The sequence below is a fragment of the Nevskia sp. genome, assembly GCF_051860985.1.
In the GTDB taxonomy this organism is placed as follows: domain Bacteria; phylum Pseudomonadota; class Gammaproteobacteria; order Nevskiales; family Nevskiaceae; genus Nevskia.
Genome location: NZ_JBIMKV010000007.1, coordinates 123,093 through 148,524, shown reverse-complemented (window position 1 = coordinate 148,524; position 25,432 = coordinate 123,093). Strand labels below are relative to the sequence as shown.

Genomic DNA, 25,432 nt, shown 5'->3' with positions numbered 1-25,432 from the left:
TTCCGGACCGTTGCCCCCGCGACCCGGAGAACCCCATGGATACCTACCGCCGGCTGTGGCGATCGGATGACGAGAAGATGATCGCCGGCGTCTGCGGCGGAATCGCCGAGTTCCTGGGCTGGACGCCGCTGTCGGTGCGCGTGCTGTACGTGCTGGTCTCGGTGTGCTCGGCGGCGTTCCCCGGCTTCATCGCCTATCTGGTGCTGTGGTTCGTGATGCCACGGGCACTGCCGCCGGCCGACGACGCCGGGCGCCGCAATCCAGCGGTCTGAGCCGGGCGACGCGGCCCGGCGCTCAGACGCAGTTGGCGGCCTCGACGGCGCGGGCGGCGCCCAGTTCGGCGTTGAACTCCTCGTCGGTGTAGCGCGATGGCTCGCCGCCATCGAGCCCCGGCTTGAACAGCCGGCGCGCGGTCTTTTCCTCAAGGAAGGCGATGCGTTCGCGCGCCTTGGCGCAGCGCTCCAGGGTTTCGGCCTTCAGCTTCAGGCCGGCTTCGCGGGTTTTCGGCCCGCCGCCGGTGGCGCTGTCCCGACCCGGCCTGGCCACCGCTGATGCTGGCGGCGCAGCGCCGGCGGGCGGCGCCGACGGCACCGCGATGCGCGTGAACGGCACGCCTTTCGGCGGCGCGTCCTGGGTGAACTGGCGAACGCCGTGAGCATCGGTCCAGCTGTAGATCGACGCGCCGGACACCGCCAGCGGCAGGCAGACGAGCAGGCTCAGCAGCGGGCGACGGATCATGGCTGGCAGTCTAGGCAGCGGCCGCAAGCCGGACAACGAACGGCGCCGAACGGCCGGATCGGAGCGCCTGCCCGGCCGCGTCGCTCAGCGCTTGGCCGGCACAGCGCCGACCGATTTCGCCCAGTCGGCCGCCCGGCCCGGCTGGAATTCCTCGGCTGACGGGCTCAGCAGCACGGTGGCGCCGGCCTGGGTTTCCAGGCCAATGACCAGATAACGCCGGGTCGGCAGGTCATAGACGACTTCGACCGCCGGCAGCAGCACGTCGCCCTGCTGGCGCACGTGCACTTCCTGGACGCGCTGCAGGCGATCGTCGCGGCCGTAGAACTCCACCAGCAGCACCTGCCAGCTCGCTTCGTCGATGTAGTAGCTGCGCCGGGGGAAGGCGCTGCTGCGATCCGACGCCAACGTGGCATCGAGCTGCAGCACGCGGCGCGGCTCGTAGCGCAGCAGGCTCGGGTCCGGATGGCGGGGGCCGAGCACGGCATCGAGCGGGCGATCGCGGGCCGTGAAGCGGTCGGCGGCCCAGGGCACCAGCAGGTCATGGCGAGCGACCAGCTTCCAGCGCCAGCCATCGGGACTGCCGCTGAAGCCTTCGCGCTGGTCGTCGTCATACAGGCCGTCGCTGCCGATCACGGCGGTATCGGCACCGACTTCGGTGGTCGGCTTCAGGCTCGACAGCGAAGGGCCAGGGCTGCGCTGCCAGGCTTTCACGGTGCCGTCGCGCGCTTCGTGGATCAGCTTCAGGTTGCCGGCCAGCCGGGGCGGCGCGCTGATGCCGAACAGCTGCTGGGCCAGCAGCGGCGTCCGCTCCGGGCCTTCGGCGTCGATCCCGCGCAGGAAGCGGCTGCGCTCCTGCAGATCGACCGGCAGCGGCGGCATATCGTCGGTCATCACCACCATCTGGGTGTGCCGCGTGCGGCCGGTGCCGCGCCAGCGCAGCAGATGGTTCCAGATCGCCTTCAGGCCACCCTGCGGGTCGGTGTTGTCGATGTCCGGGAACGGCAGGCCGCGCCCGAGTCCGACCAGCGCGCCGGTGTCGTCGATCCGCGCCTTGCCCGCTGTCGCCTGGGTGTCGGCAGCGAAGGCCGGCGGCGGCAGGTAGGGCGCGCTGGCCGGGTGCACCGGCATCCGGAAGCTGTCCGGCAGCGCCGCCACCAGCGCCCGCTGGCCGGGGCTGAGCATCGCTGCATGGGCCGTGCTGTTGCCCTTGGAGATCGCGTAGCGCGGCGCGTCGTCCGGGGTGCCGAGCACCGGCGCGGGTTCGACCACCGCTCCGGCCTCGCCATCGGCGGCTTCGGCTATGGCCGGACTGGCCGGCAACGGCAGCTCGACGCCGGTGTCGGCCTGCTGGGCATGGACCGGGAACAGGGCAAGCAGCGCGGCGGCCAGCAGGCCGGACAGCGGGTGGGCAGATCGCATGGCGGGCAGATCACGACGAAAGGGCCGGCAACCATAACGCGCGGCAGCGACGGCCGGGATGAACCGTCGGCCCATCGGTCCGATTCGCTTGCCGCACGGGGACCCGCACCGTACATTCGTCGACATACCCTGACGTATGGAAGCCGCAAGCGATGTCCATCGACGTACCGCCGCAGCCCCGCGCCCCCCGTGGCGGCGACGCCGCATCGGCGAAATCGAGCCTGAGCCGCGAGGCCTGGGGCGAAGCGGCGCTGGAGGCGCTGGCGGTGGGCGGCCTGGAAGCGGTGGCAGTGGAGCCGCTGGCGCGCCGCCTCGGCGTCACCAAGGGGAGCTTCTACTGGCATTTCCCGAGCCGCGAAGCGCTGCTGCGCGAGGCGCTGGCGCTGTGGGAAAAGCACGAGACGGTCGATGCCCGCGCCGGCGTCGAGGAACTGACCGACCCGTACGAGCGCATCGTCCGCCTGTTCAAGCAGGGCAACGCCAGCTACAAGGCCGGCCGGCTGTACCTGGCGCTGGCGGCGTCGAGCGATGACCCGGTGGTCGGCGCGGTTGTGCAGCGGGTGTCGTCGAACCGGCTGGCCTACCTGCACCGCTGCTATCTCGATCTCGGCCTGTCGGACGTCGATGCGCGGCTGTGGTCGACCTTCGCCTACGCCACCTTCATCGGCAACCAGCAGGTCCATCGCGACACGCCGGAGCAGTTTCCGGCCGGCGAGGATTTCCGCGCCTACTTCAAGCTGATGCTGAAGACGCTGATCCCGCGGCCGGCGGGTGACGCGGACCGCGCCGACACCCCCGCCTGAAAGCGCGGCAGTGTCCCGCGCCCCGGTTCGCGAGCAGAATCGCGCACCGGCGACGGCCCTCGGCAGCCTGCCGCCGGCCCCTTCGATCGCCGGACGAGGAGCGCTGCCCATGACATCCCGACTCAACATCTTTTCGATCGCGGCGCTGCTGGCCGTCTGTGCCGTCGTCCAGCCGCTGCCGGTCCGCGCGGCCGCCTATGGCGAGGTTTCGGTGCTGGCCCAGGTGCCGATTCCGAACGGCTTCCCGGAAGGCATCGCGGTGCGCGGCAACCGCTTCTACGTGGCCGGGCCGGCAACGCTCGGCACCGCCTTCAACGGCAAGCCGTCGCGGGTGTTCGAGTACGACGTCGCCAGCGGCGCGCTGCTGCGCACCCTCGAAACCCAGGGCGAGCAGGTGTTCGGCGCCGAGCACGCCAATTCCTGCCTGAGCTTCGACGGCGCCGGCCGGCTGTACGTGCTGAACAACCAGCTCGGCACCTTCCGGCTCGATCTGGCGACGAGCGTGCAGGCGCAGTACACGCCGGCCTATCCCGACCTCAAGTCCTGCTCGATCCTCAACCGCGCGCCCTGCTCGCCGACGGTGCCGAACCTGCCGGCGCTGCCGAACGACCTGGCCTTCGACGACGCCGGCAACCTCTACGTCACCGACAGCCTGCAGGCGACGATCTGGAAAGTGCCGCCCGGTGGCGGCCGGCCGCAGGTCTGGTTCCAGGATTCGCGGCTGGCCTCGCCGTACGTCGGCGTCAACGGCCTGCGGCTCTCGCCGGATCGCAGCCGCCTGTTCTTCACGGTGACGCTCGATTTCCTCGGCATCGGCCACGTCTACAGCCTGCCGCTGGTCAGCAAGCCGAAGGCCAGCGACCTGCGCGAGTTCCGCCGCTATCTGGCCGGCGGCCCGGACGGCATCGCCTTCGGCGCCAGCGGCCGGCTCTACGTGGTGCTGGCGCTGCCCGGCCAGAGCGGCATCTCGGTGCTGAATCCCGACGGCAGCGAGTTCGCCCGGATCGGCAATCCCGGCCTGAACCTGATCAAGCCGTTCGATTCCCCGGCCAATCTGGCGTTCGACGGCCTGGGCAACGCGCTGGTCACCAACCACGCGTTCGCCACCGGGCTGCTGCTGCCGAACCAGTTCCAGGTCCTGAAGGTGTTCGTCAACGACACCGCTTCGCCGCTGGCCGAGCCGCTGGTGCCGTGACGGCGCGGGAGCCGACGCGATGACCGATGCCGACCTGCTGCGCGCGCTCGGCGAATCGCCCACCACCCGGCGACGTTTCGCCCTGCTGCAGGCGATTGCCGGCGCCGGCTCGATCTCGCAGGCCGCAAAGGCGGTCGGCATGTCCTACAAGGGCGCCTGGGACGCCATCGACGCGCTGAACAACGCCGCCGATGCGCCGCTGGTGCACCGGCAGACCGGCGGCCGGCGCGGCGGCGGCACCGTGCTGACCGCGCGCGGCACCGAACTGCTGGCGCTCTACGAACGGCTGCGGGCCGAGCAGCAGGCGATGGCCACCCGGATCGCCGAATCGCATGCCCATGCCGCCCGCGACCTGCCGGTGCTCGGCCGCCTGACGATGCTGAGCAGCGCCCGCAACCAGCTGGCCGGCCGGGTGCGGGCGATCGACGCCGGTGCGGTCAACGATCGCATCGTCATCGCGCTGGCCGGCGGCCAGCCGCTGGTGGCGACCATCACCCGGGAAAGCACCCGCGCGATGTCGCTGGCGCCGGGCACGCCGGTCACCGCCCTGATCAAGGCGCCGTGGCTGATGCTGGCCACGCTTGGCGATGCCGGCGCCGGCGGCTGCTCGGCGGAGAACCAGCTCGACGGCGTGGTGCGCCGGATCGACCGCGGCGCGGTCAACGGCGAGGTGGTGCTCGAGCTGGCCGGCGGCCAGACCCTGGTCGCCGTGGTCACGATCGAAGCGATCGAACGCCTCGGCCTTGCCCGTGGCGGTACGGCGCGGGCCCTGTTCGCCGCCGCCAGCGTCATCCTCGTCCGTCTCGGCTGATCCGGCCGCCGCTGTCGGCCTGCGCCTTCGGCCGACGCTATTCCATCGCTATATACTTTCTACCTCATAAAACGAATGACGGGGAATCGCGATGGGCATCCAGACGCGCCGCGCAGCGGCGGCGGGCGGACTTGGCCTGCTGATGCTGGCCAGCCAGCCGGCCACGGCGGACGACAGCGGTTCCGAGGCTGGCGCCGCCGCCCCGGTGTTCTCGCTCGGCGTCGTCGAAGTGCGCGGCGCCCGCTCGCCGATCGTCACGCCGGCCGAATCGGTCAGCGCCGAGGCGATCCAGACCTGGCATCGCGATGACTTGTCGGAGGCCATCAGCCTGCTGCCCGGCGTGCACCTGCAGAACGTCGGCCAGCGCCGCGAGCGGCTGATCGCGGTGCGCGGCTATAGCTCGCGGCAGGTGCCGCTGTTCATCGACGGCGTGCCGGTCTACGTGCCGTACGACGGCAATGTCGACTTCAGCCGCTTCGGCGTCGACTACGTGTCCGAGATCGTCGTCGGCAAGGGCCTGGCCTCGCTGCTGTACGGCCCGAACGTGCTCGGCGGGGCGATCAACGTGATCAGCCGCAAGCCGGTGGCACCGCTGGAAATCAGCGCCGCCAGCCAGTTCGAGCAGGGCGAGGCCGGCGGCACGCTGGCCTCGCGCGCCACCGCCAGCGTCGGTGGTCGCCACGGAAGCTGGTACGCGCACGCCACCTACGCGTACTTCGAATCCGGCGGCTACGCGCTGCCCGACAGCTTCAAGCCGACCGCCAACGAGGACGGCGGCCGGCGCGAGAACAGCGGCAGCGGCGACCAGACGATCGCCGCCAAGGTCGGCTACACCTACCGCGATGACGACGAGATCGCGCTGGCCTATTACCGGCAGGACGGCCAGAAGGATTCGCCGCCGTACGCCGGCCGCGCGCCGGGCGTGCAGGCGCGCTTCTGGCGCTGGCCCTACTGGGACAAGCAGAGCTTCTACCTGTCGACCCGCAACGGCCTGTTCGGCAACCAGGCGACGCTGCGCACGCGCGTCTACTACGACACCTTCCGCAACAGCCTGTCGAGCTACGACAACGCCCGCTATTCCAGCTTCACCCGGCCGTTCGCGTTCCAGGACAGCGCCTACAGCGACTACACCTACGGCGGCAATGCCGACGTCGAATGGCGCTGGAACCCGGACCACGCCACCCGCGTCGCCATCCACGGCAAGCAGGACGTGCACCGCGAGCGCGACGCCGCCGGCCTGCCGCAGGAACGCTACGAGGACTTGAGCGGCGCGATCGCCATCGAGCATGGCTGGCGGCTGACCGAGCGGGTGACGATCACGCCCAGCTACGGTTACTCGGTGCAGCGTGGCCTGCGCGCCGACAACGTCTCCAACGGCAGCACCACCCGCTTTCCGCCCGGCCGCGCCGATGCCCAGAACGCCGAGATGGTGCTGGATATCGCCGCCACCGCCACCGGCCGCCTGACCGCCGGCTTCAGCCGCAAGACCCGCTTCCCGACGATCAAGGACCGCTACTCGTTCCGTCTCGGCTCGGCGATTCCCAACGCCCAGCTGGCGCCGGAATCGGCGTGGAACTACGAGTTCGGCTGGCACGAGCGGCGCGGCCGCTGGGAACTGGACGCCACGCTGTTCCAGAGCGATCTCGACGACGCGATCGAGAACGTCACCATTCCCGCCGGTCAGTGCAGCGCGCCGAATCCGACCTGTTTCCAGCTGCAGAACGTCGGCGAGCAGCGCAATCGCGGCGCCGAGCTGGCGTTCGGCTGGCAGTGGTTCGACGCCTTGAAGATCGACGCCCAGGCCACCCTGCTCGACCGCGACAACCGCAGCCGGCCGGAACTTCGCCAGCTCGACACGCCGGAGCAGAAATACCGGCTGGGCCTGCGCTGGACGCCGCTGGCCGGCGTCACCGGCAAGTTCGAGGCGCAGTACGAGACGCGTCGCTGGTCGACCACCGATGGCGCCCGCTACGCCAACGGCTACACGTTGCTGAACAGCTTCGTGCGCTACGCGCCGGGCCTGGTGCCCGGCCTCGGCATTGAAGCCGGCCTGCGCAACCTGGCCGACCAGAAGTACGCCTATCAGGAAGGTTTCTTCGAGCCAGGCCGCACCTGGCTGCTGCAGCTCGACTGGCGCCTGACCGGCCGCAGCGCCGGTGCCGGGCAATGAACGCGCACCGGATCACCGGCGGCGCGGCGCTGCTGCTGGCGCTGCTGGTCGCGCCGCCGGTGCTGGCGCAGGGCGCGGACAGCGGCTGCACGGCGTTCCGCTGGAACGTCGCCGCCGAGCGGGCGCTGTTCGAGAGCGACGGCACGGCGCTGACGGCGGGCGGCGATGCAGCATCGGCCGCAACGCTGCCGCTGGCGCGGCTCGCCCGGGTCAGCCTGCCGGCGCAGGACACGGTCGACTACCGGCTGCCGCCAGCCAAGCTGAAGCTGGCCGATGGCGCGCACGGCGGCCTGCTGCGTTTCACGGTGCCGAAGGACGGCGAGTACCGCATCGCCCTGTCGTCGGCGCACTGGGTCGACGTCGTCGACGACGCGACGCTGCTGCCGTCGCTCGACTTCCACGGTGCCAGCGGCTGCGCCGCGCCGCGCAAGCTGGTGCGCTACCGGCTGCCGGCCGGGCGGCCGCTGCTGCTGCAGCTGAGCGGCGCGGTCGACGCCACTGTCGGCGTCACGGTGACGCCGGAGCCGTGAACCGGCGCGTCGCCTGGCTGCTGCTGGCGGCGCTGCCGGGCCTCGCCGTCGCCACGGTCACGCCACGAGTCGCCTTCACCGGCAGCGGCGATCCGCAGGCGCTGCTGCAGCCGCTGGACGCCGATGGCCGTCACCGCCAGCAGCGCGGGCTGGCGCTGTTCAACACCGATCACGTCGTGGCCGGCACTGCCGGCGCGGCGGCGATCGACGGCCTCGGCCCGGTCTACAACGCGGCCAGCTGCGACGCCTGCCACAACAGCGGCCACCGGGCGCGCGGCCCGATCGCCGACGGGCCGCTGCCGCTGGCGCTGGTGATCCAGCTCGGCGCGCCGGCCGGAAGCACGCCGCCGTTCGGCGCGGTGCTGAACGCCCAGGCGCTGCCAGGCGTGCCGCCGGAGGGTCGCGCGAGCCTGCGGTTCGAGCGGCGCAGCGGCCGCTATCCGGACGGCCAGCCGTGGCAGCTGCGACAGCCGCGCTACCGGCTCACCGCCGAGGCCGCGCGCCGGCTGCCGAAACGCACGGTGATCCGCCCGCGCATCGCGCCGCCGGTGTTCGGCATGGCGCTGCTCGAAGCAGTGCCGCTGCCGTCGCCGGGCCGCTTCGGCTGGCAGGCGGCGGTACCGACGCTGGCCGAGCAGACCGCGATCGCCTACGCCCACGAGATGGGCATCACCAGCCGGCTGCGGCCGGCCGACGACTGCGGCGCCGCCGAGCGCCGCTGCCGGGACGCGCCGAACGGCGGCGAGCCGGAGCTGGCGGATGCCGATTTCGACGCCGTGCTGGCTTTCCAGCGCGCCTTGCCGGTGCCGGCCGAAGCGCCGCTGGCCGGCGACGCCGAAGCGGCCGGCCGCGCGCTGTTCATCGCCACCGGCTGCAGCGGCTGCCATCGCGAGCAGCTGGCCGTCGCCGGCATCGACGGGATCGACGCCATCACCGCCTGGACCGACCTGCGCAGCCACGACCTCGGGCCGGCGCTGGCCGACCGCGATCTGGCCGGCCGCCGGCAGCCGACCCGCTTCCGCACCGCGCCGCTGTGGGGCCTGGCGGCCGCCAGGGCCAAGGCGCCGCTGTTGCTGCTGCACGACGGCCGCGCCGCCAGCGTCGAGGAAGCCATCCTCTGGCACGACGGCGAGGCCCGACCGGCGCGGCGAGCCTTCGAGCGGCAGACCGCCACCGCACGGACGCTGCTGCTGGCCTGGGTCGAAGGCCGCTGAACCGGCCGGCTGGCGGCGGACCTGGCAAAGCGGGACGAGACTGGTCCGGCTTCCGAAAGCCTGGATTCATCCTCCATTTCTTATATTTTCTAGGTTCCGCACCGGTTCGCATGCCGCTCTGACGATAGATGCAAACCGGGGCAGAACCAGCAAAGGAAACGGAATATCAAACAATTTTACAATTAATTTCAATATTTTATGAAATTTCGATGCCAACCAGGCCACCGCTGATTTCACTCACCGATGCTGGCAAACGCCGGATCGGGCATCGATTGTCTCGATACCGACAATATTCATATTTCCACAAGGTAGAAGCGGCTTCGACGCTGGAAAGTATGGTCCGAACCGGACTTTCCGGAGTGCTTGCCCGTGTTGTCATCCCTGTTGTCACGATGGTCGGCTGCAACCGTCGTCCTGCTGGCCCTGCTCGGGCTGTCCCCTGTTCCCGCCAAGGCCGCTGACGAGGCCCCTGCACAGCGTCTCGACGACAGCTGCGGCTGGACCGAGCCGAACGGCAACACCGCCTACCCGGAAACCCATGCCCGCTACTTCCGGCTGGCGCTGCCGCGCAACAATCGCACCCGCGGCCTGCGGCTGCGGATCGACGGCGTCTACCTGGCATCGCGCTACTTCTCCTACCAGTTGTACGGTGGCGCCTTCGACGCCATCGATGCACTGGCTGACTACCAGATCCAGCCGAATCCCGGCAGCCAGTCGCCGCTGGCCGGCATCACCCGGATCGATCCGGCCGTCCGCCCGGGCGGGCAGTACACGGTCTACGTGGTGTTCGCCGACAAGCCGGCGAGGCCGGCTCCGAACACGCTGTATGCCGGCGATCTCCGGCTGCCGTTGGGCCGCAACTACCTATTCCTGCGCGCCTACCTGTCCACCGGTCTGGTGCCGCTGCCGCGCATCCGCTACCAGCAGGACGACGGCAGCCCGGCGCCGGACGGCCTGTTCGAGCGCAGTGCCTGCAACGACAGTGCGCCGCCGGCTTCTCTGAACGACGGCGGCCCGGATGGCAGCAAGGGGAGCGAGGCTCCTGCGGCCGGCGCGAAGGCCGCACCGGCCGGCGCTGGCCTGCTGGCCGGTTCGACCGGCCGCGACATCCGCTTCGAGGTCTACCAGCCGCGCCGGGCGCTGGGCAGCGGCGTGGTCTACAACCAGAACGCCGGCTTCATGTCGGCCAAGATCGAGCGCCGCGACGAGCTGGTACTGGTCCGCTTCCGCGCGCCAAGCGTGCCGGGCCGACGCGGCGCCGTGGTGCCGGATGTCCGCTACTGGTCGCTGTGCCAGAACCGCCACCTGCTGCAGACGGTGATCGCCTGCGTCGCCGACCGCGATGCCGCCATCGATGCCAGCGGCTACTTCCACGCCGTGGTCGGCGACCTCGCCGGCCGGCCGCTCGGCGCCGATGCCCAGCACGGCTTTTCCTACCTGCCCAGCGCCGGGCTGCTCGACAACGGCCTGCTGATCGTCCGCCAGCTGCTGGCCCTCCCGGACTTCCCGGGCGCGATCAACGCAGTGCCGGCCGATGCCGATCCGCAGACCGTGCTCGGCGACTACAACCCGCAGGCCACCAGCTGCCCACGCGCCGTTTTCAGCGCCCGCATTCGGGCCGGCGACCGCGCCGCACAGATCTTCGCCGCCTGCCGCGCGGCGCGCTGACGCGCCGCAGAACCTCCCCGCGTCAACCCTGCGGGTCGTATTTACCATTGGGCGGTGGATCGCCGCGCGCGACGATCCACGCCGAATACGACAAGCGCCATCGCAACAAGATGGCCACCAGGGGAGAACCGCATGATCCGCAGAACCATCGGCCGGCGCCGCGCCGGCCTTGTTGCCGTGCTCGCTGCGACGGCAGCCTTCCTGACGGCCTGCGGGGAATCCGCCGGCGCGCTGCCGCCGGCCGGGTCGGCCCATCTTGCCGCGCCGGCCGTGGCCGCCGCTGCCGTGGCCAAGGCGGTACCGGCAGCGACGCCGGCACCGGTGGCCCGCACCTACACGATCTGTCCCGGCGCCAATGCCACGCGCGAAGCGCTGACGGCCTTCTTCGACGCCCGCGAAGGCGACACGATCGCCTTCTGCGCCGGCCGCTTCAGCCTGTCGACCGGGCTGATCATGAACAACAAGCGCGGCATCACCATCAAGGGGGCCGGCCGTGACCGGACCATCCTGAGCTTCAAGAATTCCGATGCCGCCGAAGGGCTCAACGTCAGCCACGCCGACGGCATCGTCATGCAGGGTTTCACGGTGGAGGACACGCCCGGCAACTCGATCCGCGTGTTCCGCAGCCGCTACGTGACGTTCCGCGACGTGCGCGCCCAGTGGTCGGACTACAAGACCTGCTCGACCCGCCTCGACGCGCCGAACTCCTGCACCCGGCATGGCGCCTACGGGCTCTATCCGGTGCTCTGCCAGCACGTGCTGATCGAGGATTCCGAAGCCTTCGGCGCCAGCGATGCCGGCATCTACGTCGGCCAGACCTCGGACGTCATCGTTCGCCGCACGCGCGCCGAGTACAACGTGGCCGGCTTCGAGTTCGAGAACACCTACCGCGCCGAGTTCGTCGACAACGTCGCCACCAACAATACCGGCGGCTTCCTGATCTTCGACCTGCCGGGCCTGGCCCAGTACGGCGAGAAGAACCTGGTCCACCGCAACCGCGCCTACAACAACAACTTCCCCAACTTCGCCCCGGCCGGGAACATCGTCGGCAGCGTGCCGAAAGGCACCGGCATGCTGGTGCTGGCGTCGGATCAGCTGGAGATCCGCGACAACGAGATCAGCGACCACGACACGATGGGCATCGGCATCGTCAACTACGGGCTGATCGATCCCAACGAAGCCGACCTGCGCTACGACTTCTACCCGGAAGGCATCGAGATCCACGGCAACCGCTTCCGCGACAACGGCGGCACCCTGCAGCTGCCGAGCCCGCAGCGCGGCGAGGCTTCGCTGCTGCCGCTGCTGCTGAAGCTGAAGAACTACGGCCGCTCCGCGCACATCGTCTGGGACGGCAGCGTCGATGCGCCGAACGGCTGCACCGAGTATCCGAAGGATGCCGCCGGCGTGCCGCTGAACCAGCCGAACCCGAACGAGACCGGCCGCACCGAAGCCCGCAGCGACGAGCGCGGCCGGCCGAACTACGGCCCGAACGATCCCGGCCCGAACTGCGGCGGGGCACGCTACAACGCCTGGAAGTTCAACACCGCCGGCCAGCTGAAGCTGCCCGAGAACGGCCTGTGCATCGCCGAAGACAACCAGTTCACCAGCACCCGGCTGCTGACCGCGTTCGCCACGCCGTTCGTCAATGCCCGGCTGAGCACCAGCGAGCCAGGCCAGCTGGCGCTGGACCTGCTGAAGCCGGTGTCGACCGACCTCCGTCCGCACCGCTGCCAGCTGCCGGCACGGCCGGCGCCGAGGCTGCAGCTGCCGTTCGTGCCGGACCCGGCCAACGGCGACCGCCGGCCGTCCGACGCCGAAGTGCAGGCGGCCTGCAGCGGCGGCCGTCCGGGGCAGGTCAACCGCGCGGCACTGGCCTACAACTGCCCGCGGCTTGACCAGTACGGCCTGTTCGCCAACCCCGCCGACCCGCGCACGCGGCCCGTGCAGGGCGTGGAGTACGACCTCAACACGGCGCTGTTCAGCGACTACTCCACCAAGTACCGCTTCCTGTTCCTGCCCGAGGGCCAGCCGGCGAGCTATCGCGATCGGACCAGCCACGGCGTGGTGGCGACCTTCGATTTCCCGGTCGGCACGGTGATCGCGAAGAGCTTTTCGTTCAAGGCCGGCAACGCCGAGAACGTGGTGGAAACCCGGCTGCTGATCCGCCGCCAGACCGCCACCGGCCCGACCTGGGTTGGCCTGCCGTATATCTGGCGCACGCTCGGCGACGGCAGCCGGGTCGCCGAGCTGCACGTCGAGGGCGGCACGGCCAGCGTCCGCTACGACTACGTCGATCCCGATCCGGAAGTGGTCGGCAGCAACGGCAAGCGCCTGCGCTACACCGGTGCGGTGCCGCGCTACACGATCCCGGCAGCGCTGAGCTGCGTCACCTGCCATGGCAACGATGACCGCGAAGCCGGCGCGGCGCCGATCGGCCCGAAGGCGCGCAACCTCAACAAGGCGCATCGCTACCCGGACGGCACGGTCCAGAACCAGCTGCAGTACCTGAGCCAGCGCGGCCTGCTGAGCGGCCTGCCGGCCGATCTGTCGGCGATCGAGAAGCTGCCGCGCTTCAACGTGCCGGGCGATGCCGGCGACCTGCCCGGCTCCGATCAGGACCTGCATCACCGCGTCCGCGCCTACCTGGAAGTGAACTGCGTGCATTGCCACAGCGGCGGCGGATCGGCCGCCAACTCCGGCCTGTTCCTCGATTCGTTCCGGCCGGTCGACGTGCGCTACGGCATCTGCAAGCGGCCGATCGCCGCCGGCCGGGGCTCCGGGGAAGGCCGCCGCTACGACATCGTGCCGCGCGATGCCGGGACCTCGATCCTGCCGTTCCGCGTGGGCTCCAGCGAAGCCGGCGTGCGGATGCCACCGGTCGCGCGCAGCGTCACCCACGGCGAAGCGGCGGCGCTGATCACCCGCTGGATCGACGACGTGCTGCCGACCGCCGACACCGAAGACAACAGCTGCTCGGGGCTCGGGCTGCTGCGCCGCTGAGCGGCACTACAGGCGCATCGGCGAAAGCGGCGACGGAACCGCACGCGCCCCCGAAGTCCGGGCATTCCGGGCTTCGAGGGCGCGGTCGCCGGGCCGCGGCCGGCGGGGTTGTCAGCGCCGCGCGGGCCGCTGAAGCTAGCGGCCCTTTCCTGCCGAATCCCGCTCATGGAATCCAGTGTCCTCATCGGCCGCGGTGCCGACGCCGACAGCCCCCAGCAGTGGCTGCTGGCCCGCTACGGCAATCGCCACGGCCTGATCGCCGGTGCCACCGGCACCGGCAAGACGGTGACCCTGCAAAGCCTCTGCGAAGGCTTTTCCGACCTTGGCGTGCCGGTGTTCGCCGCCGACATCAAGGGTGATCTGTCGGGCCTGTCGATGGCCGGCAATGCGGCGCCGAAGCTGGTCGAGCGGGCGGCTCACGTCGGCCTGACGAACTACGCGCCGACCGTCTACCCGGTGGTGTTCTGGGATGTCTTCGGCGCCCAGGGCCATCCGCTGCGCGGCACGGTGTCGGATCTCGGCCCGCTGCTGCTGGCGCGACTGCTGGGCCTGAGCGAGGTGCAGGAAGCGGTGCTGCAGCTGGTGTTCAAGTACTGCGACGACCAGGGCCTGCTGCTGCTTGATCTGAAGGATCTGAAGGCCGCACTCAATCACGTCGCCGAGAACGCCAAGACGCTCGGCCCGGACTACGGCCTGATCTCGAAGGCCTCGATCGGCGCGATCCAGCGCGGCCTGATCGCGCTGGAGGCCGGCGGCGCGGAAAGCTTCTTCGGCGAGCCGGCGCTCGATCTCGACGATCTGATGCGCCAGGACATGACCGGCCGGGGCGTGATCAACATCCTGGCCGCCGACCTGCTGTACCAGAAGCCGGCGCTGTACTCGACCTTCCTGCTGTGGCTCCTGTCGGAGCTGTTCGAGCGGCTGCCGGAGGCCGGCGATCTCGACCGGCCCAAGCTGGTGTTCTTCTTCGACGAAGCGCATCTGCTGTTCACCGATGCGCCGAAGGCGCTGGTGCAGAAGGTCGAGCAGGTGGTGCGGCTGATCCGCTCGAAAGGCGTCGGCGTCTACTTCGTCACCCAGAACCCGCTGGATCTGCCGGACAACGTGCTCGGCCAGCTCGGCAACCGCGTGCAGCACGCGCTGCGCGCCTTCACGCCGCGCGACCAGAAAGCGGTGAAGGCGGCGGCCGAAACCTTCCGGCCGAACCCGAAACTCGACGTGACCGAGGTGATCCAGCAGCTCGGCGTCGGCGAGGCGCTGGTGTCCTGCCTCGGCGACGGCGGCGTGCCCGGCATCGTCGAACGCACGCTGATCCGGCCACCGCGCTCGCGGATCGGCGCCATCAGCGCCGACGAACGCAAGCTGGTGCGCGGCCGCAGCCCGGTCGGTGCCAAGTACGACACGCCGGTCGATCGCGAATCGGCTTACGAAAAGCTCAACGCCCGCGCCACGGCAGCGGCCGAAGCCAGCGCTGCGCCGCCGGCGGCCACTGCCTCCGCCGGCAGTGGCTGGTGGGACCAGGGCAGCGCCCAGCCGCCTGCGCCTCCAGCCGACAAGCGGCCCGCCGCAGCGCGGCCATCCAATCGGGAATCAGTGCTGGAGGCCGCCGCCAAGAGCGTCGTGCGCAGCGTCGGTTCGCAGGTCGGCCGGGAAGTCGGCCGCCAGTTGCTGCGCGGCCTGCTCGGCTCGCTGGCTGGCGGCAGCCGCCGTCGCTGAATCCCCGTCCCTCCTTCGATCCCGATCCGCCGTGAAAGCTATCCGTGTGCTGCCCACCACGCTCGCCGCACTCGGCCTGCTGGTTTCCGTGCTGGCGGTCACCCCGTGCGCGACCGCAACTGCGGCCGCCGCCCCGCCGGCACTGACGCTGGACAAGTCCGTGCTGCTGATGCGCCACGGCTTGCGCTCGCCGAACCAGACGCCGGAGCAGCTGGCGAAGTCGGCCAGCCGCCCCTGGCCGGCCTGGCCGGTCGGGCCGGGGCTGCTGACGGCGCGCGGGGAATCGCTGCTGCGCTCGCTCGGCGGCTGGTATCGCCTGCATTACGCCGACGCCGGCCTGCTGCCGGCCAGCGGCTGTCCGGCGTCCGGCGCCATCACCAACTGGGCGGACAATGCGGCGGCGCGCATTCCGCTGAGCGGTCAGGCGGTGCTCGACGGACTGGCGCCCGGCTGTGATCTCAAGGTCGCGTTCGCGCCGCAGACGGCGCCCGATCCGCTGTTCAACCCGGTGGGCGCCGGCACCTGCCCGATCAAGGCCGGGCTGGCGCTGAAAGCAGTCAGCAAGGCGGCCGGCGGCGATCTGGATGCGGCCTCGGCCAAGGTCCGGCCGGCGCTGCGCCAGCTGCAGGCACTGCTGCGCGTCCGCAGCGTGGCGGGCTGTGCCGACGGTGCCTCGTCCTGCGGCCTCGACGGCGTTGCCAACCTGCTCGGCGAATCCCCGGACGGGCCGAAGCTCGAGGGCGGCATCGCGCGCGCCGCAACCATCAGCGAAAACTTCCTGCTCGCCTATGCCGACGGCCGGCCGGAAGACGAGATCGCCTGGGGCGAGGCCACAACCCCGGAGGCACTCTTCGAACTGGCGCCGCCGCGCAACCTGTTCCTCGCGCTGACCCGCAAGCCGCCGTACCTGGCGGCGCGCCACATGACCTCGCTCGGCCGCGCCGTGCTGGCCGAGCTCGATGGTTCGGTCGACAACGGCAAGGCGGCGCGTCTGGTGCTGTTCATGGGCCGCGACCAGCATCTGGCCGGCATGTCGGGCCTGCTCGGCATCGACTGGACCCTGCCGGGGCAGCCGGACGACGCCGCGCCCGGCACGACGCTGGCATTCGAGCGCCTGCGCGATGCCCGGGGCCAGGCCTATGTGCGCCTGAAGCTCTGGTACCAGACGCTGGTGCAGATGCGCGGCGACGTGAAGCACGATCGCGCAACACCGCCCGGCGAGCTGCTGCTGCACGTGCCAGGCTGCGCCGCTCAGGAGATCGACGGCGCCTGTCCGCTGCCGGTGCTGCGCGCGCGGCTCGACGCTGCCTTCGCACCGGAATGCCCGATCCGGACGCCGTAGGCATCAGGCACCCAGCACGCCCGTTTCGGCGCGCACTGCGCAGGCGCACACGGGCGTCGTCACGAAAAAGCCCGCCGGTCGGCGGGCTTTTTCGTGATGCGGGTGCGGATCAGCGCGAGGAAATCGGCGCGTAGTCGCGAACCGGGGCGCCGGTGTAGACCTGGCGCGGACGGCCGATCTTGACGCCACCCGGCTCGGCGGTCATCTCGCTCCAGTGCGCGACCCAGCCGACGGTCCGGGCGATCGCGAACATCGGGGTGAACATGTTCACCGGGATGCCGAGCGCCTTGTAGATGATGCCGGAGTAGAAATCGACGTTCGGGTACAGCTTGCGCTCGCGGAAGTAGTCGTCGTTCAGCGCGATCTCTTCGAGCTTCATCGCCAGTTCCAGCTGCGGATCGTTGATCTTCAGCTCCTTGAGCACCTTGTGGCACTGCTCGCGGATGATCGTCGCGCGCGGGTCGAAGTTCTTGTAGACGCGGTGGCCGAAGCCCATCAGGCGGACGCCCGAGTTCTTGTCCTTCACCTTGGCCATGAAGTCCGGCACCTTCTTCACGTCGCCGATCTCTTCGAGCATCTTCAGCACGGCTTCGTTGGCGCCGCCGTGCGCCGGACCCCACAGCGCCGCGATGCCGGAAGCGATCGCCGCGTACGGGTTGGTGCCGGTCGAACCGGCCAGGCGCACCGTCGAAGTCGAGGCGTTCTGCTCGTGATCGGCGTGCAGGATGAACAGCACGTCGAGCGCCTTGGCGGCGACCGGGTTCACCTCGTACTCCTCGGCCGGCACCGCGAACATCATGCGCAGCAGGTTCGAGCAGTAGTCGAGGTTGTTCTTCGGGTACATGAACGGCTGGCCGAAGTACTTCTTGTACGCGGCCGCCGCGATCGTCGGGATCTTGGCGATCATCCGGTGCGCGAAGATCTCGCGGTGCTTCGGATCCTTGTTGTTGGTGGTGTCGTGATAGAACGCCGACAGGCTGCCGACGATGCCGGTCAGCATCGCCATCGGATGGGCGTCGTAGTTGAAGCCGTCAAAGAAGCCGCGCAGCGACTCATTGATCATCGTGTGACGGCGGATCGAGGCCTCGAAGGCATCGAGCTGAGTCTTGGTCGGCAGCTCGCCGTGCAGGATCAGGTAGGCGACCTCGATGAACGTCGAGTGCTGCGCCAGCTGGTCGACCGGATAACCGCGATACAGCAGGATGCCCTTGTCGCCGTCGATGTAGGTGATGGCGCTCTTGGTCGAGCAGGTCGACGTGAAGCCCGGATCGTAGGTGAACAGATCCAGCTTGTCGTAGACCTTGCCGACATCGAGGCCAACCGGACCCAGCGTGCCTTTGACGGCCGGCAGGTCGACCTTTTCGCCGGTCTCGTTGTTGATCAGGCTGTAGCTAGGCGTCGTCATCGCATCATCTCCGTCGGACCGTGGGGACATCACGCTGTATGCCCCGCAAAAAATGTGCAGTGCCGCATTCAATCCGCGCAATTCCACGTCTGCACGCCCTGAGGCGGCGGAAAGGTCTTGGGGGATATCCCGGCGAGTCGGTGAAGCATAACGATTTTCCCCACCTTTCGGCGAGCGCGGACTGCAGGCGGATCGTTCCGATCGACGATTTTCCTGCCCGAAAAACGAAAAAGCCGCCCGAAGGCGGCTTTTTCAAGCGCGGCAGACGTGCTGCCTGCGGCTTGGTCTCAGGCAGCGGCGCCGGCGTAACGCTTGCGGAACTTGTCGATGCGGCCACCGACGTCGGCCACCTTCTGCTTGCCCGTGTAGAACGGGTGGCACTTCGAGCAGACTTCGATCTGCAGATCACGGCCGACCGTCGAACGCGTGGCGAACGTATTGCCACAGCTGCAGTTGACGTTGATGGCGACGTAGTTCGGGTGGATGTCGGGCTTCATTGCGATCTCTCGGAATTTGCAGCCCGGACGGATCGGCTCGGGCAAAGGGACGCGGAGTGTAAAGAAGCCGCTTGCGAACGGCAAGCCGCGAAACCGCCGTCCGTCAGTCGCTCTCGGCCTCGACGTCAACGGTGTGCTCGTCACCTTCGTCCGACACCCAGACCCGCACCGTCATCGGCCGGCAGCACACCGAGCAGTCCTCGGAATAGGTCTGCGAGCCGGCCGACAGATCGACGATCAGCGGAATTTCCTCCCAGCAGGCCGGGCAGGTGACACGCGTTTCCTCGAGCCCGTCGGCGTCCTTGGCGTCCGGTTCCGCCTCGCTGACTTCCTCGACCTCCACCGTGTACTCGTCGTCCTCGTCGACGATCAGGCGCACGGTCATCGGCGTGTCGCAGACGCAGCATTCCTCCTCCCAGGTCTTCGAACCCTTGGCCGGATTGACGGTCAGCGGAATCGCTTCGTGGCAGGCCGGGCAGATGACTTCAACGTCTTCGCGCATGGTCGGGCGGACAGTGAGCTAGAGAAATTCGGCGATCAGTGTATTCAGATGCGCGCGCCCGAGGGAGGTCGGCCGGTGGTGGCCATTGACCTGCTCGACGAGCCCTTTGGCGGCCAGCGCCGACAGCGTGTCGGCGAGCGCGGCGAACGTCAGGCCGGTGCGGGATTCCAGAAGTTCGGCGGTGAAGCCCTCGTTCAGCCGCAGCGCATTCATGACGAATTCAAACGGCAATTCGGCGGCATCGAGACGGCGCTGCTCCTGGATCGCGCCGGCGCTGCCGGCACCGGACTGGAAGCTGCGCGGCAACTTGTGGCGGGCGCGCCGCTCGATGCCATCGGCGAATGTTCGCTTGCCGTGGGCGCCGGCGCCGATGCCGAGGTAATCGCCGAACTGCCAGTAGTTGCGGTTGTGCCGGCACTGGCGGCCAGCCGTCGCGTAGGCCGACACCTCGTACTGCACGTAACCGGCATCGGCCAGCAGGGCCTGACCGGCCAGCTGCATGATCCAGGCGCTGTCATCGTCCGGCAGCGGTGGCGGCTGCGCCGCGAACGCGGTGTTCGGCTCCAAGGTCAGCTGGTAGTAGCTCAGGTGCTCGGGCGCAAGCCGGATCGCCGCGCGCAGGTCGGCCGTCGCTTCGGCTTCAGTCTGCTGCGGCAGTGCGTACATCAGGTCCAGATTGAGGTTGTCGAAGCCGGCGCGGCGGGCGATGTCGACGGTCTTCACCACGTCGCCATGGCCGTGGATGCGGCCCAGCCGCTTCAGCATCGCGTCGTCGAGGCTCTGCACGCCGATCGACAGCCGGTTGACGCCGGCCGCGCGGTAATCGCGGAAATTGCCCGCATCGACGGTGCCGGGATTGGCTTCCAGCGTGATCTCGATGTCCGGCGCGAAATGCAGCCGGGCGGCGAAGGCGTCCAGCACGCGGCCGATGGCCCGGCCCGAGAACAGGCTCGGCGTGCCGCCGCCCATGAAGATCGACGTGATCGGCCGCGGCTCGGGCTGCGCCAGTTCGAAATCCAGATCGCGGATCAGCGCGTCGACATAGGCGTCTTCCGGCACGGCGCCGCGCAGGCCGTGGGAATTGAAATCGCAGTACGGGCATTTCTGCACGCACCACGGGAAATGCAGATAGAGCGCCAGCGGGATCGCCGCCGGATCGAAGCTCACGGCTGCGGCAGTTGCGCCAGCAGCGCCGCGAACGCACGCGCCCGGTGGCTGCGGGCGTTCTTCGCCTCGGCACTCATCTCGGCGGCGCTCAGGCCGGTTTCCGGATCGAGGAACAGCGGGTCGTAGCCGAAACCCCGCTGGCCGCGCGGTGCGTCCAGAATCTGTCCTGGCCAGGCACCGAAGGCGATCAGCGGCACCGGGTCATCGGCGTGGCGCAGCAGTGCCAGCACCGAGATGAAACGGGCGCCACGCTGGTCGTCCGCGACACCGGCCAGCGCTGCCAGCAGCTTGGCGTTGTTGGCGGCATCGTCGCCGTGGCGGCCGGCATAACGCGCCGAATGCACGCCGGGCGCCCCACCCAGGGCCGCCACTTCCAGCCCCGAATCGTCGGCAATCGCCGGCAGACCGGAAACACGCGCCGCGTGGCGCGCCTTGATCAGCGCGTTCTCGACAAAGGTCGGCGCGCTTTCCTCCGGCTCGACATCACTGAACTCCGACACCAGCCGCAGCCGGTAACCGAGCGGCGCCAGCAGCGCTTCGAGTTCGACGAGCTTCTTGCGGTTGCGGCTGGCAAGCACCAGATCAGCCATGACGCGCGCCCTGGATCAACCGCCCAGCGCCGCCCGCTGCGCGACGCAGAGTTCGGCGATGCCCTTCTGTGCCAGCGCCAGCATTGCGTCGAGTTCGTCGCGACGGAAGGCGTGGCCTTCGGCGGTGCCCTGCACTTCGATGAAGCCGCCGGCTTCGTTCATGACCACGTTCATGTCGGTCTCGCAGCCGGAGTCTTCCGGGTAGTCGAGGTCGAGCACGGCGACGCCGTTGACGATGCCGACCGACACCGCCGCCACCTGGCCGTGCAGCGGATCGCGCTTGAGCTTGCCGATCTTGCGCAGGTGGGCGACGGCGTCGACCAGTGCGACATAGCCACCGGTGATGCTGGCGGTGCGGGTGCCGCCGTCGGCCTGCAGCACGTCGCAGTCGATGGTGATGGTGATGCCGGCCATCGCATCGAGATCGAGCACCGAACGCAAGCTGCGGCCGATAAGGCGCTGGATTTCCTGGGTGCGACCGTTCTGCTTGCCCTGCGCGGCTTCGCGCTTGGAGCGGGTGTGGGTCGAGCGCGGCAGCATGCCGTACTCGGCGGTCAGCCAGCCGCCGTCCTTCTTCCAGGCCGGGCCGCGCTCCTCGATGCTGGCCGTGCACAGCACCCGGGTGTCGCCGAACGCCACCAGCACCGAGCCTTCGGCATGGCGCGTGAACTGGCGCTCGATGGTGACGGCGCGCAGCTGGTCGGGGGCTCTACCGGAGGGTCTGGTCACGAGGGGAGGCTGGGGAAACGGAATGGGCGCGGAGTATAGCGCTGCGCACTTTCGGCCAAGGCCAGCGCCAGAGCAGCAAAACCGCAAGGATCGCCGCGTATACCAGCGGCTCGCGCAGGTCCTTCTTGACCAGCCAGACGTAGTGCAGCACGCCCAGCGCGGCAGCCGGATAGACGAGCCGGTGCAGTGTTTTCCAGCGTCGGCCGAGCCGCCGCTGCCAGCCGTCGGTCGAGGTGATCGCCAGCGGCAGCAGGAACAGCCAGGCGGCGAAGCCGGCGGTGATGTAAAGCCGCTTGACCAGGTCCTCGGCCAGCTGGGCCAGGGCCAGCGCCGGTTCGAGAATGTTGAGGTCGAAGACGATGTAGACCGCGACATGCAGGCAGATGTAGGCATAGGCCCACAGGCCAACCGTGCGGCGCAGCTTCAGCGGCCAGAGCCAGCCGCTGAAGCTGCGCAGCGGCGTCATCGCCAGGCTCAGCAGCAGCAGGCGCAGCGACCAGTCGCCGAGCGCGCGTTCCAGAAACTCGATCGGATTGGCGCCGAGCGCACCGTGCAGCGTGCGCAGGCCAAGCAGCACCAGCGGCGCCAGACAGCCGGCCCAGACCAGCAGCCGCGCCAGCCGCAGTCGCGCCGCAGCCGACATCAGTAATAACGGCGCAGGTCCATGCCGGCGTACAGCGGCGCGACCTCGGGATAGCCGTTGAACATCAGGGTCGGCCGGCGGCGCAGCTCGCCGAGCCGCCGCTCGCTGGCCTGGCTCCAGCGCGGGTGGTCCACGTCCGGATTGACGTTGCCGTAGAAGCCGTACTCGGACGCGCCGATCGCGTTCCAGGTGGTTTCCGGCTGGCGTTCGGTGAAGTGGATGCGGACGATCGACTTCGCGCCCTTGAAGCCGTACTTCCACGGCGTGATCACGCGGATCGGCGCGCCGTTCTGGTTCGGCAGCACCCGGCCGTACAGTCCGACCGCGACGAAGGCCAGCGGATGCAGGGCCTCGTCGATGCGCAGGCCTTCGCGGTACGGATAGGGCAGCACGCCACGCTTGATCAGCGGCATCTGCTGCTCGTCGGCCAGCGAGAAGAACTGCACGAACTTCGCCTTGGACGTCGGCTTGAAGCGCTTCAGCAGATCAGCCAGCGGAAAGCCGACCCACGGCACCACCATGCTCCAGGCTTCGACGCAGCGCAGGCGGTAGATGCGCTCCTCCAGCGCGTGCGGCTTGAGCAGCGCGTCGAGATCGAGCGGACCCGGCGCTTCGCATTCGCCGTCGACCATCACCGTCCACGGCCGTGTCCGCAGGGAACCGGCGTTGCGGGCCGGTTCGGACTTGTCGGTGCCGAACTCGTAGTAGTTGTTGTACTCGGTGATGTCCTGATAGCGGCTCGGCGTCTCGTCACCGGCGAAGTTGCGCTTCTGGCCGACGGCGAGCGCCGGCAGTTCGGCCGCCGCCGGGGCGGCGCTGGCGGCCGGTGGTGCGGCCTCGCCGCAACCGGTCAGCGCCAGACCGGCGCCCGCCAGGCCGAGGCGCGCCAGAAACTGGCGCCGATCGGCATGAACCGCCTCGGGCGTGATCTCCGACGGCGCAATGGGAAACGGTGGTGTACTGCGAATCAGCATGGGGTCACTCCTGCGAGCCTGCCCGAAAGACAGCCGCCCGGGCCGGCAGTTGCCCGTAACATAGGCAGGGAACGAAAGAACATGAATTCCGGACGCGTGAGCACAGCAGACAACCCCGCCCTGCAGGACCTGATCGACACCTTCGACATGCTCGGCGATTGGGAGGAGCGTTACCGCTACCTGATCGAACTGGGCCGCAAGCTGCCGGACATGCCGGAAGCCGAACACGACGAGGCGCACAAGGTGCGCGGCTGCATGAGCCAGGTCTGGCTGGCCGGCGATGTCGACGCCGAGCAGCGCCTGCACCTGCGGGGCGATTCCGATGCCCATATCGTCAAGGGCCTGATCGCGCTGATCCTGGCGCTGACCGACGGCCGCACCGCGCGCGAAGTGCTGGACACCGACATCAAGGCCGCGTTCGCGCAGCTGGGGCTGGAAAGCCATCTGTCGATGAACCGCCGCAACGGCTTCTACGCGATGGTCGAGCGCATCCGCCAGATGGCTGCAACGGCGGCGACGGCCGCCGGCTGAAGCGCGCCGCCGGCCGCTGGCCGGCTCAGAGCGGATAGATCATCGAGTTCGGAATCATCTCGCTGTCGTAGATGAATTCGCGGCGCGCGAACTTGAGGCCATCCGTGGTGCGCACCACGACATCAAGACTGCGGCCGACGTTGTAGACCGTGCTCAGCTGGCTCAGCTTGGTGCGGAACACCGCGTAGTTCGCTTCCACCTCGAAGCGTCCTTCCCCGGCCTCCAGCAGGCGCGGCAGGCCAACCACATGGCGCTGGTAGTAGGGGTCGTGGAACAGCGTCTCGCGGATGCCGTAGGCGCGGTCCTTCAGCATGCCCTTGCTTTCGAAGCTCAGGGTCGCCAGCGGAAAGCCACGCTCGTGGTTTTCGCGCGGCTGCACCCGGTAGACGCAGTCCTCGGTGAAGAACTCCGGCCACTGCTCCCAGAGGCCGGCATCGACGACGTGCGCGTAGTCGGCGTAAAGCTGGACCAGCGCCTGCCAGTCCTCGAAACAGATGGCTGATCCCGGCGCGGCACTCATCGACCCATGACCTCGCGCCAGTAGCGGTACATGCCGCGGATCAGCGTTTCGGTGACCATGTGATCGGTATCCGCGACCTCATCGCCACCGAGTTCCACGAGCGTGCGATGCGCAGGCCTGGCCTCGAAGCTTTCCTGCGAGAACTCGATGACCTCGCCGTCGTCGGCCGACACAAAACCGGCCGGCCCGAACAGGTTGGCCTGCCGCAGACGCCGTTGGGTCATCTCCGGCGTGTCGTCCTCGAAGCCGAAGTGGGTCCAGACGAAATCGAAATGGCCGTGGCCATCAGGGACAATCTGCCGGGTCGACACGCTGTTGACCTGCTGCTGCAGGATCACGCTCGGGAACAGCGTGGTCATCACCGCCGTCGGGCCGTTCCACCAGGGCTCGGGGACGATGTCGAGAAAGCGCGCGTCGTTGAGCTGCATCGTCTGCTTGAAGCTCGAGACCCGCGACACCTCGGTCACGGCGCCGGCATTGCCGCGCGTCGAGATCATCGCCGCGTGGCGGTGGCGCGCATCCATGACCATCTGCGCGCGGTTGTCGGCGCGCCACAGGCCGAAGGTCACGAACCAGGTGTGCAGCAGGCCCGGGTGATACGGGTCCTTGATGTTTTCCTGCATCAGCTTCCAGTTGCCCGGAATGCGCTGGCGGTTGTAGCCGAGGATGTTGAGCTTGCGGCCATCGAACAGGCGATCGAAGTAGCGCAGCACCTCGGGGCCGACGAAGTCCTCGAACGACTCCACATCGTGATCAAAGCTGGCGAACACCACACCGCCGCGCACCGCGACCTTGAGCCGGGTCAGGCCGTGCTCGGCGAAGTTGAAATCGGCCGGCATGCCGCCCTGCACCACGCCATCACGCTTGACGCCGTGGCGCATCGGCACGCCTCTGAGGCGGCCGTCGAGCGCGTAATTCCACTGGTGGTACGGACAGACGAAGGCCTGCGCATTGCCATGGCGCGCGCGGCAGAAAGCCACACCGCGATGCGCGCAGGCGTTCTCGACGATATGGATCGCCCCGTCGAGCGCGCGCACCAGGATCACCGAACGCTCGCCGATCTCGGTGCGCTTGTAGTCGCCCGGCTTGGGGATTTCCGCTTCCAGCCCGACGTAGCACCAGTGCTTTTCGTAGAAGAAGCGCTGCAGTTCCCGCGCGTGCAGCGCCGGATCGTTGTAGACCGCGAACGGGATGCGGCTGGTGCCGCGCTCCCAGTTCATCGGCGCCGCCGTCAGTTCGGCAAGGGCAATCGGCGCGTTCATCGCGAT

The 25,432-nt window shown here is 69.3% G+C and carries 24 protein-coding genes; 12 read left to right on the top strand and 12 right to left on the bottom strand.

Translation table 11 applies throughout. The annotated features are described in order from the left end of the window. Positions 1–35: 35 nt before the first annotated feature. Positions 36–272: a PspC domain-containing protein gene (locus ACTIGJ_RS09175; RefSeq protein ID WP_439640001.1), complete on the top strand. Its 237-nt coding sequence runs from the start codon at positions 36–38 to the stop codon at positions 270–272. Between the two features lie 22 nt (positions 273–294). On the opposite strand, the gene ACTIGJ_RS09170 is transcribed toward ACTIGJ_RS09175, so the two are convergent. Together ACTIGJ_RS09170 and ACTIGJ_RS09165 are read right to left on the bottom strand one after the other, a co-directional pair. Further along, positions 295–738 (bottom strand): DUF4124 domain-containing protein, encoded by a 444-nt coding sequence (locus ACTIGJ_RS09170; protein ID WP_439640000.1) that lies wholly within the window; start codon positions 736–738, stop codon positions 295–297. A gap of 84 nt (positions 739–822) precedes the next feature. Further along, positions 823–2,157 (bottom strand): DUF1329 domain-containing protein, encoded by a 1,335-nt coding sequence (locus ACTIGJ_RS09165; protein WP_439639999.1) that lies wholly within the window; start codon positions 2,155–2,157, stop codon positions 823–825. Between the two features lie 152 nt (positions 2,158–2,309). Between ACTIGJ_RS09165 and ACTIGJ_RS09160 the strand changes: the two genes are divergently transcribed. From ACTIGJ_RS09160 to ACTIGJ_RS09115, 10 genes are all read left to right on the top strand, one after another. Beyond that, positions 2,310–2,960 carry a TetR/AcrR family transcriptional regulator gene (locus ACTIGJ_RS09160; RefSeq protein ID WP_439639998.1) on the top strand — a complete coding sequence of 217 codons (651 nt, stop codon included), beginning with the start codon at positions 2,310–2,312 and terminating at the stop codon, positions 2,958–2,960. Positions 2,961–3,069: 109 nt separating this feature from the next. Further along, positions 3,070–4,155, top strand: coding sequence for an SMP-30/gluconolactonase/LRE family protein (locus ACTIGJ_RS09155; protein WP_439639997.1), 1,086 nt, complete (start codon positions 3,070–3,072; stop codon positions 4,153–4,155). Positions 4,156–4,174: 19 nt separating this feature from the next. Beyond that, a complete protein-coding gene (locus ACTIGJ_RS09150) occupies positions 4,175–4,966 on the top strand; it encodes a TOBE domain-containing protein (RefSeq protein ID WP_439639996.1) in 792 nt (263 codons plus the stop codon). Between the two features lie 91 nt (positions 4,967–5,057). Beyond that, complete coding sequence (locus ACTIGJ_RS09145; RefSeq protein ID WP_439639995.1) at positions 5,058–7,136, top strand: TonB-dependent receptor plug domain-containing protein; 2,079 nt, start codon at positions 5,058–5,060, stop codon at positions 7,134–7,136. Next, on the top strand, positions 7,133–7,666 hold the full coding sequence (locus tag ACTIGJ_RS09140; protein WP_439639994.1) for a hypothetical protein: 534 nt from the start codon (positions 7,133–7,135) through the stop codon (positions 7,664–7,666). The genes ACTIGJ_RS09145 and ACTIGJ_RS09140 overlap by 4 nt, the downstream gene beginning before the upstream one ends. Further along, the gene (locus ACTIGJ_RS09135; protein WP_439639993.1) at positions 7,663–8,880 is read left to right on the top strand and encodes a di-heme oxidoredictase family protein; all 1,218 of its coding nucleotides are present in this window, start codon (positions 7,663–7,665) and stop codon (positions 8,878–8,880) included. The genes ACTIGJ_RS09140 and ACTIGJ_RS09135 overlap by 4 nt, the downstream gene beginning before the upstream one ends. 369 nt (positions 8,881–9,249) lie before the next feature. Beyond that, positions 9,250–10,548 carry a hypothetical protein gene (locus ACTIGJ_RS09130; RefSeq protein WP_439639992.1) on the top strand — a complete coding sequence of 433 codons (1,299 nt, stop codon included), beginning with the start codon at positions 9,250–9,252 and terminating at the stop codon, positions 10,546–10,548. Positions 10,549–10,680: 132 nt separating this feature from the next. Then, a complete protein-coding gene (locus tag ACTIGJ_RS09125; protein ID WP_439639991.1) occupies positions 10,681–13,548 on the top strand; it encodes a parallel beta-helix domain-containing protein in 2,868 nt (955 codons plus the stop codon). A 165-nt stretch (positions 13,549–13,713) separates the two neighbouring features. Next, positions 13,714–15,264, top strand: coding sequence for a helicase HerA-like domain-containing protein (locus ACTIGJ_RS09120; protein WP_439639990.1), 1,551 nt, complete (start codon positions 13,714–13,716; stop codon positions 15,262–15,264). Between the two features lie 31 nt (positions 15,265–15,295). Next, entirely contained in the window at positions 15,296–16,606 is a 1,311-nt protein-coding gene (locus ACTIGJ_RS09115; RefSeq protein ID WP_439639989.1) for a hypothetical protein, read from the top strand. Positions 16,607–16,715: 109 nt separating this feature from the next. On the opposite strand, the gene ACTIGJ_RS09110 is transcribed toward ACTIGJ_RS09115, so the two are convergent. The 8 genes from ACTIGJ_RS09110 to msrP all read right to left on the bottom strand — a co-directional run bounded on the left by ACTIGJ_RS09110 (position 16,716) and on the right by msrP (position 23,113). Further along, a complete protein-coding gene (locus ACTIGJ_RS09110; RefSeq protein ID WP_439639988.1) occupies positions 16,716–18,011 on the bottom strand; it encodes a citrate synthase in 1,296 nt (431 codons plus the stop codon). 287 nt (positions 18,012–18,298) lie between these two features. Next, positions 18,299–18,508, bottom strand: coding sequence for a 50S ribosomal protein L31 (gene rpmE / locus ACTIGJ_RS09105; RefSeq protein WP_439639987.1), 210 nt, complete (start codon positions 18,506–18,508; stop codon positions 18,299–18,301). A gap of 103 nt (positions 18,509–18,611) precedes the next feature. After that, entirely contained in the window at positions 18,612–19,010 is a 399-nt protein-coding gene (locus ACTIGJ_RS09100; RefSeq protein ID WP_439639986.1) for a CPXCG motif-containing cysteine-rich protein, read from the bottom strand. Between the two features lie 18 nt (positions 19,011–19,028). Continuing rightward, positions 19,029–20,177 (bottom strand): radical SAM family heme chaperone HemW, encoded by a 1,149-nt coding sequence (gene hemW / locus ACTIGJ_RS09095; RefSeq protein ID WP_439639985.1) that lies wholly within the window; start codon positions 20,175–20,177, stop codon positions 19,029–19,031. Continuing rightward, positions 20,174–20,767 (bottom strand): RdgB/HAM1 family non-canonical purine NTP pyrophosphatase, encoded by a 594-nt coding sequence (rdgB, locus tag ACTIGJ_RS09090; RefSeq protein ID WP_439639984.1) that lies wholly within the window; start codon positions 20,765–20,767, stop codon positions 20,174–20,176. Before rdgB ends, hemW begins: the two co-directional genes overlap by 4 nt. 15 nt (positions 20,768–20,782) lie before the next feature. Next, the gene (gene rph, locus ACTIGJ_RS09085; RefSeq protein ID WP_439639983.1) at positions 20,783–21,496 is read right to left on the bottom strand and encodes a ribonuclease PH; all 714 of its coding nucleotides are present in this window, start codon (positions 21,494–21,496) and stop codon (positions 20,783–20,785) included. Further along, positions 21,477–22,139 (bottom strand): sulfite oxidase heme-binding subunit YedZ, encoded by a 663-nt coding sequence (locus ACTIGJ_RS09080; protein WP_439639982.1) that lies wholly within the window; start codon positions 22,137–22,139, stop codon positions 21,477–21,479. The genes rph and ACTIGJ_RS09080 overlap by 20 nt, the downstream gene beginning before the upstream one ends. Then, complete coding sequence (msrP, locus tag ACTIGJ_RS09075) at positions 22,139–23,113, bottom strand: protein-methionine-sulfoxide reductase catalytic subunit MsrP (RefSeq protein ID WP_439639981.1); 975 nt, start codon at positions 23,111–23,113, stop codon at positions 22,139–22,141. The genes ACTIGJ_RS09080 and msrP overlap by 1 nt, the downstream gene beginning before the upstream one ends. Before the next feature lie 96 nt (positions 23,114–23,209). On the opposite strand from msrP, the gene ACTIGJ_RS09070 reads away from it, so the two are divergent. Then, complete coding sequence (locus ACTIGJ_RS09070) at positions 23,210–23,644, top strand: SufE family protein (protein ID WP_439639980.1); 435 nt, start codon at positions 23,210–23,212, stop codon at positions 23,642–23,644. A 25-nt stretch (positions 23,645–23,669) separates the two neighbouring features. Here ACTIGJ_RS09070 and ACTIGJ_RS09065 read toward each other — a convergent pair whose 3' ends face one another. Further along, on the bottom strand, positions 23,670–24,164 hold the full coding sequence (locus ACTIGJ_RS09065) for an aromatic-ring-hydroxylating dioxygenase subunit beta (RefSeq protein WP_439639979.1): 495 nt from the start codon (positions 24,162–24,164) through the stop codon (positions 23,670–23,672). Further along, on the bottom strand, positions 24,161–25,426 hold the full coding sequence (locus ACTIGJ_RS09060) for an aromatic ring-hydroxylating dioxygenase subunit alpha (protein ID WP_439639978.1): 1,266 nt from the start codon (positions 25,424–25,426) through the stop codon (positions 24,161–24,163). The genes ACTIGJ_RS09065 and ACTIGJ_RS09060 overlap by 4 nt, the downstream gene beginning before the upstream one ends. Positions 25,427–25,432: the final 6 nt, after the last annotated feature.